The sequence below is a fragment of the Shinella sp. Sh6 genome (assembly GCF_055392685.1).
Genome location: NZ_AP044006.1, coordinates 401,354 through 415,891, shown reverse-complemented (window position 1 = coordinate 415,891; position 14,538 = coordinate 401,354). Strand labels below are relative to the sequence as shown.

Annotated in this window: 16 protein-coding genes; 8 read left to right on the top strand and 8 right to left on the bottom strand. The window is 60.4% G+C overall.

What is annotated here, in order from left to right:
* The first annotated feature begins 9 nt into the window (after window positions 1–9).
* Entirely contained in the window at window positions 10–1,500 is a 1,491-nt protein-coding gene (locus ACZ5TO_RS20340; RefSeq protein WP_464800460.1) for a sensor histidine kinase, read from the top strand.
* 728 nt (window positions 1,501–2,228) lie between these two features.
* Here the strand turns inward: ACZ5TO_RS20340 and ACZ5TO_RS20335 are convergent.
* Both ACZ5TO_RS20335 and ACZ5TO_RS20330 read right to left on the bottom strand, forming a co-directional pair.
* Window positions 2,229–2,402, bottom strand: a complete 174-nt coding sequence (locus tag ACZ5TO_RS20335; RefSeq protein ID WP_464800459.1) for a hypothetical protein — start codon at window positions 2,400–2,402, stop codon at window positions 2,229–2,231.
* A gap of 40 nt (window positions 2,403–2,442) precedes the next feature.
* Window positions 2,443–2,718 carry a hypothetical protein gene (locus ACZ5TO_RS20330; protein WP_464800458.1) on the bottom strand — a complete coding sequence of 92 codons (276 nt, stop codon included), beginning with the start codon at window positions 2,716–2,718 and terminating at the stop codon, window positions 2,443–2,445.
* Between the two features lie 589 nt (window positions 2,719–3,307).
* On the opposite strand from ACZ5TO_RS20330, the gene ACZ5TO_RS20325 reads away from it, so the two are divergent.
* Together ACZ5TO_RS20325 and ACZ5TO_RS20320 are read left to right on the top strand one after the other, a co-directional pair.
* Entirely contained in the window at window positions 3,308–3,571 is a 264-nt protein-coding gene (locus tag ACZ5TO_RS20325; protein ID WP_464800457.1) for a sunset domain-containing protein, read from the top strand.
* 97 nt (window positions 3,572–3,668) lie between these two features.
* A complete protein-coding gene (locus ACZ5TO_RS20320; protein ID WP_464800456.1) occupies window positions 3,669–3,866 on the top strand; it encodes a hypothetical protein in 198 nt (65 codons plus the stop codon).
* A gap of 3 nt (window positions 3,867–3,869) precedes the next feature.
* Here ACZ5TO_RS20320 and ACZ5TO_RS20315 read toward each other — a convergent pair whose 3' ends face one another.
* The 6 genes from ACZ5TO_RS20315 to ACZ5TO_RS20290 all read right to left on the bottom strand — a co-directional run bounded on the left by ACZ5TO_RS20315 (window position 3,870) and on the right by ACZ5TO_RS20290 (window position 10,168).
* Window positions 3,870–4,085 carry a hypothetical protein gene (locus ACZ5TO_RS20315; protein ID WP_464800455.1) on the bottom strand — a complete coding sequence of 72 codons (216 nt, stop codon included), beginning with the start codon at window positions 4,083–4,085 and terminating at the stop codon, window positions 3,870–3,872.
* Between the two features lie 562 nt (window positions 4,086–4,647).
* Window positions 4,648–4,761 (bottom strand): GFA family protein, encoded by a 114-nt coding sequence (locus ACZ5TO_RS20310; protein ID WP_464800454.1) that lies wholly within the window; start codon window positions 4,759–4,761, stop codon window positions 4,648–4,650.
* A 143-nt stretch (window positions 4,762–4,904) separates the two neighbouring features.
* Window positions 4,905–5,966: an ABC transporter ATP-binding protein gene (locus tag ACZ5TO_RS20305; protein WP_464800453.1), complete on the bottom strand. Its 1,062-nt coding sequence runs from the start codon at window positions 5,964–5,966 to the stop codon at window positions 4,905–4,907.
* Window positions 5,963–7,639, bottom strand: a complete 1,677-nt coding sequence (locus ACZ5TO_RS20300) for an ABC transporter permease (RefSeq protein WP_464800452.1) — start codon at window positions 7,637–7,639, stop codon at window positions 5,963–5,965. Before ACZ5TO_RS20300 ends, ACZ5TO_RS20305 begins: the two co-directional genes overlap by 4 nt.
* Before the next feature lie 2 nt (window positions 7,640–7,641).
* On the bottom strand, window positions 7,642–8,637 hold the full coding sequence (locus ACZ5TO_RS20295; RefSeq protein ID WP_464800451.1) for an ABC transporter substrate-binding protein: 996 nt from the start codon (window positions 8,635–8,637) through the stop codon (window positions 7,642–7,644).
* A 622-nt stretch (window positions 8,638–9,259) separates the two neighbouring features.
* Complete coding sequence (locus ACZ5TO_RS20290; RefSeq protein WP_464800450.1) at window positions 9,260–10,168, bottom strand: LysR family transcriptional regulator; 909 nt, start codon at window positions 10,166–10,168, stop codon at window positions 9,260–9,262.
* Between the two features lie 161 nt (window positions 10,169–10,329).
* Between ACZ5TO_RS20290 and ACZ5TO_RS20285 the strand changes: the two genes are divergently transcribed.
* From ACZ5TO_RS20285 to ACZ5TO_RS20265, 5 genes are all read left to right on the top strand, one after another.
* Entirely contained in the window at window positions 10,330–11,520 is a 1,191-nt protein-coding gene (locus ACZ5TO_RS20285; protein ID WP_464800449.1) for an MFS transporter, read from the top strand.
* Window positions 11,517–11,981, top strand: coding sequence for a cyclophilin-like fold protein (locus tag ACZ5TO_RS20280; protein ID WP_464800448.1), 465 nt, complete (start codon window positions 11,517–11,519; stop codon window positions 11,979–11,981). Before ACZ5TO_RS20285 ends, ACZ5TO_RS20280 begins: the two co-directional genes overlap by 4 nt.
* A gap of 17 nt (window positions 11,982–11,998) precedes the next feature.
* Window positions 11,999–12,394, top strand: a complete 396-nt coding sequence (locus tag ACZ5TO_RS20275; protein ID WP_464800447.1) for a (R)-mandelonitrile lyase — start codon at window positions 11,999–12,001, stop codon at window positions 12,392–12,394.
* Between the two features lie 22 nt (window positions 12,395–12,416).
* The gene (locus ACZ5TO_RS20270) at window positions 12,417–13,436 is read left to right on the top strand and encodes a zinc-dependent alcohol dehydrogenase family protein (RefSeq protein WP_464800446.1); all 1,020 of its coding nucleotides are present in this window, start codon (window positions 12,417–12,419) and stop codon (window positions 13,434–13,436) included.
* Between the two features lie 88 nt (window positions 13,437–13,524).
* Window positions 13,525–14,514, top strand: coding sequence for a TAXI family TRAP transporter solute-binding subunit (locus ACZ5TO_RS20265; protein ID WP_184146619.1), 990 nt, complete (start codon window positions 13,525–13,527; stop codon window positions 14,512–14,514).
* Window positions 14,515–14,538: the final 24 nt, after the last annotated feature.

Sequence of the window (14,538 nt, the reverse complement as noted above, 5' to 3'; positions counted from 1 at the left end):
GCGGCGGCGATGATCATCGCCGCGATGTTCTTCTCGCTGCTCCTGCTGCTCGGGCTCTGGCTCTACACGAGTTACCAAGACACTATGCGGCGCGCCGAGGAGCGAGCCAGCGCGGCGTCGAAGATCGTCGCAACGAATGTTGCGTTGCTCGATTCCCTCGCCCGCCAGGCCTTGCAGCGGATCGACGAGACATTGGGGGACAGCATCACACCCGGAGTCTCCACAAAGGTGCGCAACATCAACGAGGCCGTGGCGGATCTGCCCGGTCAGGTGAAGGCCTACGTGGTGGATGGCAAGGGCCTGACACTTTACTCGACCGACCCATTGATAAAGCCGATCAGCATTGTTGATCGGCCGTATTTCGCGGAATTGGCGAAAGGTGCCAGGGAATATGTTTCAAGCCTGCTGATCAGCCGCCTCAACGGCCATCAGATTTTCGCCTTCAGCCGCAGACTCGAACGCAACGGGCAGTTCGCCGGCGCAGCGGTGGTCTCCTTTGAGGTAGAGGTGCTCGCGAACGCCTGGGAAGCGGTGGATCTCGGCCCCAACTCCACTGTCAGCTTCGCCCGATCCGATGGTCAGCTTGTCGCCCGCTATCCGCCAGCCGACGGTCCGCTCGACATGAGCAAATACATCCTGTTCACCGATTACCTGCTCAAGGCGCCCGACGGGACTTACGAGGCGATCTCACCGGTCGATGGCGCTCACCGTATCGTTGCCTACCGTACCGTTGCGGGCACGGGGCTGGTCGCCATCGCCTCGACAGGGTATGATTTCGGCATCCAGCAGTTCTGGCGGGACGTAACAGTGGCCGCCGCCGTCCTTGTCTTTGCCGGCATCGGGCTCCTTGCCGCAGGTGGATGGATTGGGCATTTGCGCCGTCGCGATGCGACCCAATCGGAATTGCTGCGCAATGCCCTTTCCGACAACCAATTGCTGCTGCGGGAAATTCACCACCGCGTGAAGAACAACCTACAGGCGGTTCAGAGCGTCATCCAGCTCCAGCGCCTGCCGGCGGATATACAACAATCCCTCACCGACCGGATCGCGGCCATGGCCGCCGTCCACGAGCAAATTTATCGTCACGACGAGTTTTCCCGTCTTTGCGCGCGCGAACTATTGGTCTCGATTGGCGAAAAGCTGATGAGCGCCTATGGATCGCCAGTCGAGGTGGACTATGGTATCGACGATATCGCCGTGTCGACCGACAATGCAACGCCACTAGCCCTGCTGACCAATGAAGTGCTGACGAACAGTCTGAAGTATGCCTTTCCCGACGGGCGCCCTGGGCGGATATCGATTACTCTCAAGCATCTTGTCGGGCGTCGGGTCTGTCTCATCGTCCATGACGACGGCGTGGGCTTTGATCCGGAAAATGCACGCCAGGGTATGGGCAGCCGCCTTATCCGAGGCGTAGTCAAACAATTGAACGGGACCTTTTCCTTCGACGGTCACAGCGGATGCACTTTCACCGCCGAACTTGAGATCGCAGAAACCTGATATTAGATATCCCGTCGGCCATGCATTTCGACTTGCAGAACCAACCGGAATGTTAAAATCGGCATGCGGCTGCCATCTTGCAACGGAAATGCTGTCGACGGCTCCCTCGGCAAACCGCCGAGCGCCCTCTCCGCCAGAAGGGTCTTTGCCTTTTCCTTGGCATGCTGGAGGTCGGGAAGCTCGAGTGCACGGTCCGGCTGAGGCACGCGCCGTCATGATCCTGGATTTTGAAACAGCACCATCCCATCGGCATCTTGTGTTCAGGGCTTGAGTACAACCTCGATATAGGCGTCATTCTTGTCACGGAACGTCTTATAGAGATCGGAGGCGTCATCCAGGCTGGCGCGGGCAGGTGATGGCGGCGGTGGAACGACAAACCTGGAGAAGGATGTCCTTAAAAGCATGGTTCTATCGAGCTGGGATGAGGCGAAGACGGATAGTCCGCCCAGCGGCAGCCGGAACGATTCGCACCCTCCCCTTCGGCTCCCGAACCACGATAAAGCGAGAACGTTCCCTTTCGTCTGCGATCATGGGCTTTGTCTGGCGCGTTTCGAACGGCTATTGGCTGGTGGAAATGCCGTAGAGCGCGATCAGGATATAAAAACCGAAGGCGGCGAGCGCGACGCCAACGATCTACATCAGTGCTCCGCGGCCCACCAAAACCTTGCGTCTTTTCTACGCCGGGGAATCCGCCGAAGGGGAAAGCCCGATGAGGGCCTCCTCGTCGTTCATGACCGCCCTCCCTCGCTCGTCTCGTCGCCGGCATGCGGAAGACCGTTCGGGTCCGGCTGGCCTGGCATCAGGAAGAAAAAGTAGAGCCCCGCCATGATGAGGGCCGCGGCAAGGAGGATCAGTCCAAAGGTCATCATGCCGGATTTAGCCTTGGTGTCGGTCGATTTCATAGGCTAGGCAACCCGCGACGGTGGAGAAAGTTCCTTGAAATCAGTCAAAGAGTGTTCCCCGCGCCCCTTCCTGTTCGCGCGAAAGCCGGCGGATTGACGCCTCGGCCTCGTTCCGTTGCCAGCCTGCCTTTACGGCTTGCCTCGCAAGTTCGGCAAACTGGGAGGATATGTCTCCCGCCATGGCACCTGCCAACGCTTCGGGGAACCTGAGCACGAGGTCAGCGACAGAAGGCCTGAGTGCAGCCAGGCAATCCACCTCGCGTCCAGAATAATCGCCGCTTTGCCGCGGCGGCTCGATTGCGTGCTGGGATTTCATGTTTTGCTCTCCGGTTGGCTGCCGCTGGGCAACTGCCGGCTGAGCGCGATTGTTCCACGCCGACGAGGAAACAATCCCTTCGAGCCGGGTTGGTCGGTCTGCCGGGGCCGCCATAGCACCGCCAGACGACAGGGGAAAGATCATGACATCGTTGACCTTTCCGCAGTTCGTGCAGCGCGCGACCGGCCCGACCCGCCACTCCAGCGATGGCAGAACGCGAAGGCTGGCAGACTGTCGCAGCATGCGATTTTACCGGCTACGGCAAGGCCGAGACAGCCCAGCACCTTGTCAAACCACGAGGTACTTTGTTCGCACAAATGGCGGAGAGCCAGAGATGATCTTGCTTTCCGGCTGAAGCTCTACCTGTTGGTTCCGTCCAATCAGTCAGCGGATGAGCTTGCCCAAGCGGATGCTGCGTTTCTGGATATCAGGAAGGCAGGAATCACGAATGCGTTTCCAGATGCCTTCCGCGTCCACGGCGAGCACGAAAACGCCAATTCATATAGGCGACTTGCATTTTGGTGATCCCCGCTACAACTTTACGTAATGTTGAAACTGGTAGGAAACGCCCAACGGTTATCCTGCCGGCATGAGCAACTTCACCTACCTCGTCATTGGCGCGTCGGTCACCAGCTTCCTGGCTATGGGCGGGTATTCCCTCGTCCCGCGCGAGATCTACGATCCGAGTTGCAACATCAAGGGCAACGTATCGTACAACGGCGGTCAACGGATTTATCACGTTCCAGGGCAACACTATTACGAAAACACCCGTATCACCTACACAAGGGGTGAACGGTGGTTTTGCTCCGAAGCCGATGCACGGACCGCAGGGTGGAGACGGGCCGGATACTGATGTGTCCGGCAGAACCCAGATCTAATCGATAAGTTCAGACGGTTGACTTATCCGCGAAATCGATAGAAATTTCGCGCATCCCGATTAGAGAGAACCCATGACACGCTCCAAGTACGAAGCTGAGATGAGGTTGGCCATGGGTGTCGCGCGCTATGCCATGCGCGATGGATTGACGCCGGAAGAAGCGGTGCAGGCGATCAAGAAACACCGGAAGGTCGTACAGTCCCTGGATCGCCCGCAGGCTCATGATGAAGGCGTGGCAACCACGACTCAAAAACGCTGCGTGGCTGAATAGTCGTTACGCCGAAACAGCCAGGCTCTGGCGCCGGGCGCGGCCTTCTTTTTCGTCGACCGCCTGCGAACAGGCTGCCGCCATCTCGATAAAATAGGCAAGCTCCGTGTTTCTCAACTTGGCCTGGATCGCAAGCTCGCGCAGCATCTGCGTGACGTAGCTGTCATCCTGTGTTCTGTGGTCGATGACAGGGTGAGATTTCAGTTCCAGTTTCGTCCTCATGTCATTCCCTCGGCAGATGGAATTTACACAACCTGAACGATAGTTATAACAGCCACTTTGCGCAAGAGCGATTAATGAATGGTAATTAATTGCACGCATGATGTGCAATTTGACATACTTTTCTATCAGTAATAGGCTTGGAAATTGATATCAATCAGCGATTTCATTGAAAATCAGCAGTAGGTTAAGACGCCTATTGGTTGTCCTTTTTTGGGAGCAATCCGTCATCCCTGCTTCAGTCGGAGTGCCGGCGATGTGAGGAGAACATGATCCGCACGGGCAGATGATCGAACAGATCGAACAGATCGGGGCTGGATAAACCAGTAGCTCAGGGAGCCATCAGCTGGTTGCGCTGACATGGCATCCAGGAGTCAATGCGCAGACGCAGAACTTAAGACCGCTCAATGACGAGCCAGCGATGGCTTCACAGCCTGCAGCCCTTCTCGTCGTCGAAACATTCAAGCCGATCGCTGTTGTATCGGACCTGAACTCCGGCCTTGAGAATACTGTCGACCTTCATTTTTTGGGAAAAAGCTCGACCGACTTGCCACTATCCCTGTCCTTACGGAAGTCGTCGAGGCCCACACGGTTCGATCGCCCCCGTATCGAAGAAGACTGCGATCCCGAATGCCGACCCAGTTCGGCGCTGACATTCTACACAGTGACAGACCGACACCTTGAGTGCTTACCCTTGATTACGATCGAAAGCGAACCGCCGGAACAGGCACCTTTCTCATTGTACCCCACACTAGACTACACAGACGCCCAAACCTTTGTTGCGCATAGAGTAACTCGCGAAGCGAGGAGACTGAACGCCTGTCAAACAAGGACATGAATGGAGCTTGGAGACGGTCGCAAGAAGACGCTTTCACCCACCTGGAACAGCCCTGCCTCAGCCGGATTGGAACTGTCGACGAGCCAGGTGCCGATACCTTCGATTTCCACGATATATTCTGCAATGTTCCCGAGAAACATGGCCCTGCGGACAATGCCGCGAAACTCCCCGTTCTCCCTGGAAAGGTGAATGGCTTCAGGGCGAATTACGAGCGTAGCGGCTGCACCCCCGGCAACTTTTGGCATCCGAGGAAGGTTTAACTCCATTTCGCCGACTTTTACCCCGGCATGGCCGCTCGCCACCGCTTGCACAAAGTTTGCCTTGCCGATGAAGTCGGCCACAAACCGGTTGCCGGGATAGGCATAGATCTCTTGCGGGGTGCCTACCTGCTCAACGACGCCGGCATTCATCACTACAATCTCGTCGGAGATGCTCATCGCCTCGACCTGATCGTGGGTGACATAGATGCTGGTAATCCCGACGCGTTGCTGCAATTCCCGGATTTCCACGCGCATCTGTTCGCGCAGCTTCGCATCCAGATTGGAGAGCGGCTCGTCGAACAGCAGCACCTTTGGCTCCATGACGATGCAACGGGCGAGCGCCACGCGTTGTTGCTGTCCGCCGGAGAGTTGGCTCGGTGAGCGTTTCGCGTATCCCGCAAGCCCCGTCTGCTCCAGCACGCGGCTAACACGCCTCTCGACCTCGGCCTGGGCGATCTTGCGCAATCGCAGGCCAAATGCCACGTTCTCGAACACGTTCAAATGCGGGAAGATCGCATAGGACTGGAAGACCATTGCGGTCTCGCGCGTATTTGGCGGCTCGTCGTTCATTCGACGATCGCCGAACATGATGTCTCCCGAAGAGGGTTCCTCGAAGCCCGCGATCATGCGCAGGAGCGTTGTCTTGCCGCAGCCGGACGGACCGAGCAGCGTGACAAGCTTGCCCGCGCCAATGTCGAGGTTCACATCCCTGACGGCCGCGACCGATCCGCCTTCCGGGCTGGAAAAGACCTTGTTGAGGCCGACGATGCGAATATTGTCTATCATTGGAATCTCACCATGGATGTATGACGGCTCCAGCGACCGACGAGATAACTTATGATGGTGATGGCGATCAGTACGATGACGATCACCACCACGCTGAATGCCGCGGAAACCCCAAGCCGACCTGAACCGACCTGGTTCAGGATTTGCACGGTCATCAGATTCCAATTGGCCGAGACCAGGAAGATGGCCGCGCTGATTGCCGTCATCGCGCGCACGAAGGCGTAGACGAGCCCGGAGAAGAAGGCGGGCGCGATCAACGGCAAGGTCACTTTGCGAAAGGTCGTGATGCCATCGGCCCCGAGATTCTGAGCCGCCTCCTCGATCGAGGGATCGATCTGCCGCAGCACGGCAATACCGGACTGAATGCCGACAGGGACGTAGCGAAACACAAAACACAGAACGAGGATCGCAAAGGTCCCTGTGAGAATCAGCGGAGGGGTATTGAATGCCAGAATATAGCCGATACCGACGACAGTGCCTGGAACCGCGAACGACAGGATCGAACCGAATTCAAGCGCCGTTCGGCCGGGAAAGACCCTGCGCACGACAAGAAATGCGACGATCATTCCCAGCAGGCCGCTGATCGGTGTCGATACAATGGCAACCAGCAGCGTGTCGATCACCGAATCCAGCCCGACATTGAATACGTAGATGAAGTGGTCCAACGTCGGCGTGTAGTTGAAGCCCCACACCTTGGTCGAGGCGCCCACGAGGATGACCGCATAGAAGACGGTGACGAACGCGGCGAACAGAAGCACTAGCGCGTAAAGCGTCCATTTGACTGTCGGCGTCACGATCTTGCTCGTCGAAGCGGTCGGCTTGCCGGTCACGGTGATGTATTGGCGCTTCGCGAGATAATAGCGTTGGATTGCGAAGGCCGTCAGCGATGGGATCAGAAGGACGATGGCAAGCGTGGCGCCGCGAGACAGGTTGAAGGAACCGGTGATCTCCAGATACGCCTGCGGCGCCAGCATTGGAAAGGCTGCTCCGGCAAGCACCAGTGGATTGCCGAAGTCGGCCATGGATTCGATGAAGACCACCAGGAAGGCGCTTGCGATGCCGGGAAGCGACAGAGGAAAGCTCACCTTCCAGAAGGCCTGCCACCGCGTCGCACCGATGTTCAGAGCCGCGTCCTCAAGCGTCGGGCTAAGTGAGGCGAGAACTCCGCGCAGCGAAAGATAGGCGATCGGAGCGAAGGTGAACACCTGCGACAGCACCACGCCATGAAACCCGTAGATCGAGAAGTCGTTGAGGCCGAAAATCTGGCGGGTGACCAGCCCGTTGAAGCCAAACAGGAAGAGGATCGACACCGCGCTGACGAAAGGCGGCGAAACGATCGGCAGGATCGTCAGATAGTGCAGAAGCTTTTTCCCCGGCACGTCGAGTCGCGTCAGCACGAAGGCGACGAGATAGCCGAGGGCAACGGAGAGAACCCCGACAACGACGCCCACGGACAGACTGTTGACGAGTGCGTTGCGATAAAGACGCCGTTCGGCGATCTCACGATACCCGTCGAACGTCCAGGCGCCATCGACCTGCACGCTGGCCAACAGGACGTTGACCAGCGGGTAGATCACGAAGACGATGATCGACACTGCTATCGCCAGCAACAATACGAGAAGAATCGGATCGCGGCCAAGCTGACGCAGTTCTGAGCGGATATTGCGAGACAACGTTACTGGCCCAGCACATCCCTGGTCCACCGCTCGACCAGCTTCTTCTTGTTTTCGGCAGCGAAGGTGGGATCCGTGGAGACGAGCTTGATCTTGTCCAGTGCCGGCACGCCAGCACCGCCGCTCACATCGGTGCGGATCGGCAGGAAATAGGTCTTGGTCGCGCTCAATGCACCCTGGCCTTCAGCCGAGGTGATCCAGTCGACGAGCTTCTTGGCGTCGTCGAGATTCTCTGCCCCCTTCAGGATCGACATCGATGCAACCTCGTAGCCGACCCCTTCGCTCGGGAACACGACCTCAACAGGATATCCTTCGTCGGCGAGCTTGAGGAAACCCGGTGTGAACTGGATGGCCAGTGGCGTTTCGCCGACGCCGAGAGCACCGCTGGGAGCCGTGCCGCTCTGGGTATAGGTCTGGACATTCGGATTGATGGCCTTCAGGTAGTCGAAGGCCGCGTCTTCACCCCGCTCCTCAATCAGGGTCAGGATCAGCGAATAGGCCGTGCCGGAGGATTGCGGCGACGGCATCTGAATAAGACCCTTGTATGCGGGGTTTTTCAGATCCTCCCACGAGGCTGGAACCGGGGCGTTCCGGCTTTGCAGGATATCGGTTCGCACTCCGATCGCCAGCGGATTGGTGTAGATCGCATGCCAATACCCTTCCTTGTCCTTGAACTGGTCGGAAAGAGCCGAAGCGTTCTGAGAAACGTAGGGCTCAGTCAACCCCCGCTCCTTTGCCAGAATGTGGTTTTCGCTCGGAGCGCCAAACCACACATCCGCCTGTGGGCGGTCCTTTTCCGCCTCGATCCGTGAGAGAGCAGGCCCGGAGGACAGGAAGACCATCTGCGTCTTCACCCCTGTCGCCTTTGAAAAGGCATCAAGCAGCTTCTTGGCATTCTCCTCATCGACGCTGGAGTAGACCGTCAGCGCATGCGCCGAACTCACCGCGAGGATCGACGTCAATGCAGCTGCTGCGAGTGCCGTGATGAACGATTTCATGATTGCCTCCCTGTCTTTGTGACACGTCTCGCTGGCGCATCATCATCTTGGAATTTCAGTGCAGGGATAACCTATATGACAGTTCTGCGACAGCAAGCCTTGCAACGATGTTTCCGATCGAAAAGGATAGGCGGCTAATTAGTTTTGCCCGTTTGCAACCGATTCGTTCGATTGCTGGACGCAGGCCGGAGCGGTCCTTGTGAGGCGGCGATGCTTGTGCGGGGCGACACCGATCAGGCTCACGACCACGCCAAGCGCAGAGAACAACAACGGCAGCCGCCCGAGCAGGAAGGGTTAAGCAGCTTCATTATCAGCGGACCGGTCCCCATGACGAGCGCCGCCGTCACCGGGCTCCACGTCTTCCTTCCGAGGAACAGGGTGGCGGTGAAACCCGCGACGCCGATGGTTCCGAGCGACACGAAGGCGACGAGATGACGCTACAGCACCGCCCAGGAATATTCTAGCGGTCGCATGCGACATCGACCTTAAACAAGGGAACGCACGGCACGCGAGCGATGCGTTCAGCCTCACCCGGCAGTTCGCCATCACGAGGCTCACCAACCGGACGGCCTACACTGCCGCATATCCGGCAAAAGAGGAATGAGGACCTCGTGGAGGAGCACTAACCTGCATCGGCATGAGCCGCGCCGTGCCGGAGGGCGTCCACAAGGACCTTGAAGGCCGGCGCATTCTGCCGGCGGCTCGGATAGTAGAGATAATAGCCGGTGAAAGGCGGCGACCACTCCTCAAGGACGATCCGCAGCCGGCCGGCGGCAACATGCACGGCCACGATATCTTCCGGCACATAAGCGATGCCGTAGCCGGCTATGGCGGCTTCGACCATCGGCAGGGTCGAATTGAAGGTGAGTTGACCGTCGACGCGCATACGTATGTCTCGGCCATCCCTCTGGAACTCCCAGGCATAAAGGCCGCCCGCCGTGGTCAGGCGCAGGCAGATGCAGTTGTGATGCACCAGGTCCTGCGGCGCCTGCGGGACGCCGCACGCCGCAAAATATGCCGGCGCGCCGACGGCGACCAATCGCCAGTCCGGGCCGATGCGCACCGCCACCATGTCCTTCTCAACCGTTTCCCCGAGCCGGACGCCGGCATCGAACCCGTCCTCGACAATATTGCGGAAGCCGTTGTCGCGGCTGAACTCGACCTTGAGATCGGGATAGCCGGCAAGGACCCGCTGCAATTTCGGCCAGACGAGCCAGTCGAGCGCATGGTCGGAGAGGGTCAGGCGCACCGTCCCCGACGGCGTATCGCGATAGGCCGTCAGCGCCGCGATATCGGTCTCGATCTCGGCTATGCGCGGGGCCAGCGACTGGCGCAGCCGCTCACCGGCTTGCGTCGTCGAAACGCTGCGCGTGGTGCGGGCCAGGAGCCGCAGGCCCATGCGCGTTTCCAGCCGCTTGATCGTGTGGCTCAGGGTCGATTGGGTAATGCCGATCTTGGCGGCGGCCTTCGTGAAGCTCCGCTCCTCCGCCACGACAAGGAACCATAGAAGGTCATTGAAGTTCTCGCGCATCGCCGCTCTTTCGATCAGGAATAACCTAGCCCGATTTATGGCGTCAGTCGATAAGTTCAAGCGAATTGAAGGTGCTAATCCTGGCAATCTCATGATGCTATCTCTCCGCCAACAGGGCTGCGCGGTTCTCGCGCCGGCCCCTCCCGTGGAAAGCACGCTCTATGGAAGCAACCTATGACGATGGACTGGCGAGGCCGCAGGCGGCTTGGGGCGCAGTCTTCTCGATGGCGCTGTGCGTCGCCGTTCTCATCGCGTCGGAATTCATGCCCGTCAGCCTCCTGACGCCGATCGCCGGCGACCTCGGCATCACGGAGGGCCGCGCCGGTCAGGCAATATCGGTGTCCGGCCTCTTTGCCGTCGTCACCAGCCTGTTCATCGCCGGCCTCGTACGGAACATCGACCGCAAGCGCGTTCTGCTCGCTTTCTCGCTGCTGCTTGTCGCTTCCGGCCTGATCGTGACGGCCGCGCCGACCTACGCGGTGCTGATGCTCGGCCGTGCTTTGCTTGGTGTCGCCATCGGCGGTTTCTGGTCGATGTCGACGGCCATCGTCATGCGGCTGGTGCCGGAAGAGGCCGTGCCGAAGGCGCTGGCGATGATCAACGCCGGAAATGCCATTGCAGCGACCGTTTCCGCGCCGCTCGGCAGCCTTCTCGGCGACTATGCCGGCTGGCGCGGCGCATTCTTCCTCGTCGTGCCGCTCGCCTTGCTGGCACTGGTCGGGCAATGGACCGGCATGCCGTCGCTGCCGCCGCGGGGCCACAAGAGGCCGGGCAGCGTCTTCCGGCTGCTCGGGCGCCAACAGGTGGCGCTCGGTATGGCGTCGGTCTTCCTGCTCTTCATGGGTCAGTTCGCCCTCTTCACCTATCTGCGGCCGTTTCTCGAAGCCGTCACCGGTGTCAACGTTTCGATGCTCTCGGCACTTTTGCTTCTTATGGGCCTTGCGGGCGTCGCCGGCACCTGGGCTATCGGCTACCTGCTGGCAACGCGGCTCTACAGCCTCGTCATCGCCATCCCGCTCGTCATGGCACTGCTGGCGGCCGCGATGATCGCGCTCGGCTCTTCCACCATCGCCGTCGCGGCGCTCCTCGTCGGCTGGGGCTTCCTTGGCACGGCTGCGCCGGTCGGTTGGGGTACGTGGCTGAGCCGCGCCCTGCGCGACAACGCGGAAGCCGGCGGCGGCTTGCAGGTTGCCGTCATCCAGCTCGCCATTACCCTCGGCGCGGCGCTCGGCGGCTTGTTGTTCGATACGTTCGGCTGGTGGAGCGCCTTCGCTCTCGCTGCGTTCCTGCTGGCCGGTTCGGCACTTGCCGCTGCCGCCGCGGCTCATGACAACGAAAGGAACCCGGCATGACGCCGCACCTCGTCACCCGCCGGACAGCCATGCAGGCGGTGTTCGCGATGGCGGTATCCACCCCGCTTGGCATAACGACAGAGACGAAAGCGGAAGGGAAAGCGCCGATGAAGGTTCGCATCGCGTTCAACGATCAGGTGATGGCGGCAACGCTGGAGGACAATCCGTCCGCCCGCGACTTCGCATCCATGCTGCCGCTCCACAATTTGACCATCGACAACTACTCGGACAATGAAAAGATCAGCGACCTGCCTCGCAAGCTCACCGAAGACGGCAGCGGTCCATTCGGCAACGAGTTGCCGGGAGACCTTTGCTATTATGCTCCATGGGGCAATCTCGCCTTCTTCTACGCGGGATATCGCTGGTCCCGCGGACTGATCCGGCTCGGCCGCATCGATGGCAGCTTCAAGCCCCTGCTGACGCGGGGAGCTTTCCCGCTTCAAATCACCCTTATCGGCTAACAGACAGGAGAACGACCATGGACATTCTACGGGCAGGTACACGATCCTCGGCAAAGGGGCCGGAGGCCTGGTTCACCGGGACGGTGCGCATCGATCCGCTCTTCAATCCGTTCGACGCCGAACGGGTGCAGGGCGCGCAGGTGACCTTCGAGCCGGGCGCGCGCACCGCCTGGCATACCCATCCGCTCGGCCAGACGCTGATCGTCGTCTCCGGCCTCGGACGCGTGCAGCGCGAGGGCGGCGCCGTCGAGGAAATCCGCCCCGGCGACGTCGTGTGGTTCGCGCCGGGCGAAAAGCACTGGCATGGCGCCGCGCCCGATGTCGCCATGACCCATATCGCGCTCCAGGAGGTCAAGGACGGCAAGGTCGTCGACTGGTTGGAGCATGTCAGCGACGTCGACTACCGCGCCTGAAACAATCCACAAGGACTATCCCATGCTTGGAACAGTACTCTACAGCCCTGGCGACATCCGCTGCGAGGAAGTCGCCGAACCGGAAATCCTCCATCCGACCGACGCTATCGTGAAACTGGCGGCCACCTGCATCTGCGGCTCCGATCTCTGGCCCTATCGCGGGCTCCAGCCGCTGAACGGCCCCACGCATATGGGCCATGAATATTGCGGCGTGGTGGTCGAGGTCGGCAGCGCGGTCACGACCGTCAAGCCCGGCCAGTTCGTCGTCGGCTCCTTCTGCTGCTCGGACAATACCTGCCCGCATTGCCGCTTCGGCTTTCCCTCCTCCTGCGAGAACCGCGAGTTCATGAGCCGGGCGCAGGCGCCGCTGCTGCGCGTGCCGCTTGCCGACGGGACGCTGGTCGCCACGCCCCATATGCCCGACGACGACCTGATCCCGAGCCTGCTCGCAGTTTCAGACGTGCTCGGCACGGGCTGGTATGCCGCCGATGCCGCCCGCGTCCGGCCCGGCGGCACAGCCGTCATCGTCGGCGACGGCGCGGTCGGCCTCATGGGCGTGCTTGCCGCAAAGCAGATGGGGGCGGAGAGGATCGTCGCCATGAGCCGCCACAAGAGCCGGCAGGACCTCGCCCTCGAATTCGGCGCCACGCACATCGTCTCCGAACGGGGCGACGACGGTGTCGCCCGCGTCAAGGACCTGACGGGCGGCATCGGCGCGGATTCCGTCCTCGAATGCGTCGGCACGCAGGAATCGATGGCACAGGCGATCGCCTCCGCCCGCCCCGGCGGCTCGATCGGCTTCGTCGGCGTGCCGCACGGCGTGGAACTCGATGGCCAGCAGTTGTTCTTCGCCCAGAAGTCCTTGCTCGGCGGCCCCGCTCCCGTTCGCCGCTTCCTGCCGGACCTGATCGACCTGGTGATGAGCCGCAGGATCGACCCCGGCAAGGTCTTCGATCTCGAAGTTCCCTTGCCGGATGTCGCCGAAGGCTACCGCGCCATGGACGAACGGCGCGCGATCAAGACGCTGCTGCGCCTTTCATGAGGCAGACCGGTTTCCGGTAGATCGCGCCGTCAGGTTGACAATCATCAACCCACTGAACATGCTAGTAATCTTTAGCCGGGAGGTACTTATGAGCATTTCGATTACTCGTCGCGCCTTTACCATCGGTGCAACCGTCGCAGGATTTGCGGCAGCCGGTTTTTCATCCGCGCGTGCGCAACAGGCATTCTTTCGCATCGGAACGGGCGGCACGTCGGGGACCTATTACCCCGTCGGCGGTTTGATCGCCAATGCGATCTCGGCAACGGGACCGGCGGGCGTCGAGGGGCTCGTGTCCACCGCGGTATCCTCGAACGGCTCGGTGGCCAATATCAGCGCCATCCAGTCGGGCGCGTCCGAGTCCGGCTTCACGCAGTCCGATGTCGCCTACTGGGCTCACTCGGGAACGGGCCTCTATGAAGGTAAGGGCAAGGTCGACGAACTGCGGCTGATCGCGACGCTCTATCCCGAAACCATCCATCTCGTTGCCCGTGCCGATGCCGGCATCACGTCGGTGGCGGACTTGAAGGGCAAGCGCGTCTCCCTCGACGAACCCGGCTCCGGCACCATCGTCGATGCTCGGCTCGTGCTCGGGGCTTATGGGCTGACGGAAAAAGACGTCGAGCCGGAATATCTCAAGCCCGGCCCGGCCGGCGAGCGTCTGCGGGACGGCGCGCTGGATGCCTATTTCTTCGTCGGCGGCTATCCGACCGGTGCCATCGTCGAGCTTGCCAGCACCAACAACATCACGCTGGTGCCGATCTCCGGTCCGGAAGCCGACAAGCTTCTGTCAGAACAGAAGTTTTTCTCCACCGACACCGTTCCGGACGGCACCTACAAGAATGTCGGCGAGACCAAGACCATATCCGTCGCCGCCCAGTGGGTGACCAGCGCCAAGCAGGCCGACGACCTCGTCTACAACATCGTCAAGTCGCTTTACAGCGACGAGACCCAGAAGGCGCTTCAGGCCGGCCATGCCAAGGGCAAGCTCATCACGCTCGAGAATGCGGTCACCAGCGCCGGCATCCCGTTCCATCCCGGCGCGGAGAAGTTCTACAAGGAAGTCGGCGTCCTAAAATAGCACTCTCCAAAAGACTGGCAACGG

Coding starts and splice junctions, on each gene's coding strand:
- ACZ5TO_RS20290 (WP_464800450.1), bottom strand. CDS start 10,168: ATGCGCGAGAACTTCAATGACCTTCTATGGTTCCTTGTCGTGGCGGAG.
- ACZ5TO_RS20315 (WP_464800455.1), bottom strand. CDS start 4,085: ATGAGGACGAAACTGGAACTGAAATCTCACCCTGTCATCGACCACAGA.
- ACZ5TO_RS20305 (WP_464800453.1), bottom strand. CDS start 5,966: ATGATAGACAATATTCGCATCGTCGGCCTCAACAAGGTCTTTTCCAGC.
- ACZ5TO_RS20325 (WP_464800457.1), top strand. CDS start 3,308: ATGAGCAACTTCACCTACCTCGTCATTGGCGCGTCGGTCACCAGCTTC.
- ACZ5TO_RS20335 (WP_464800459.1), bottom strand. CDS start 2,402: ATGAAATCGACCGACACCAAGGCTAAATCCGGCATGATGACCTTTGGA.
- ACZ5TO_RS20280 (WP_464800448.1), top strand. CDS start 11,517: ATGACGCCGCACCTCGTCACCCGCCGGACAGCCATGCAGGCGGTGTTC.
- ACZ5TO_RS20320 (WP_464800456.1), top strand. CDS start 3,669: ATGACACGCTCCAAGTACGAAGCTGAGATGAGGTTGGCCATGGGTGTC.
- ACZ5TO_RS20340 (WP_464800460.1), top strand. CDS start 10: ATGATCATCGCCGCGATGTTCTTCTCGCTGCTCCTGCTGCTCGGGCTC.
- ACZ5TO_RS20330 (WP_464800458.1), bottom strand. CDS start 2,718: ATGAAATCCCAGCACGCAATCGAGCCGCCGCGGCAAAGCGGCGATTAT.
- ACZ5TO_RS20265 (WP_184146619.1), top strand. CDS start 13,525: ATGAGCATTTCGATTACTCGTCGCGCCTTTACCATCGGTGCAACCGTC.
- ACZ5TO_RS20295 (WP_464800451.1), bottom strand. CDS start 8,637: ATGAAATCGTTCATCACGGCACTCGCAGCAGCTGCATTGACGTCGATC.
- ACZ5TO_RS20270 (WP_464800446.1), top strand. CDS start 12,417: ATGCTTGGAACAGTACTCTACAGCCCTGGCGACATCCGCTGCGAGGAA.
- ACZ5TO_RS20285 (WP_464800449.1), top strand. CDS start 10,330: ATGGAAGCAACCTATGACGATGGACTGGCGAGGCCGCAGGCGGCTTGG.
- ACZ5TO_RS20275 (WP_464800447.1), top strand. CDS start 11,999: ATGGACATTCTACGGGCAGGTACACGATCCTCGGCAAAGGGGCCGGAG.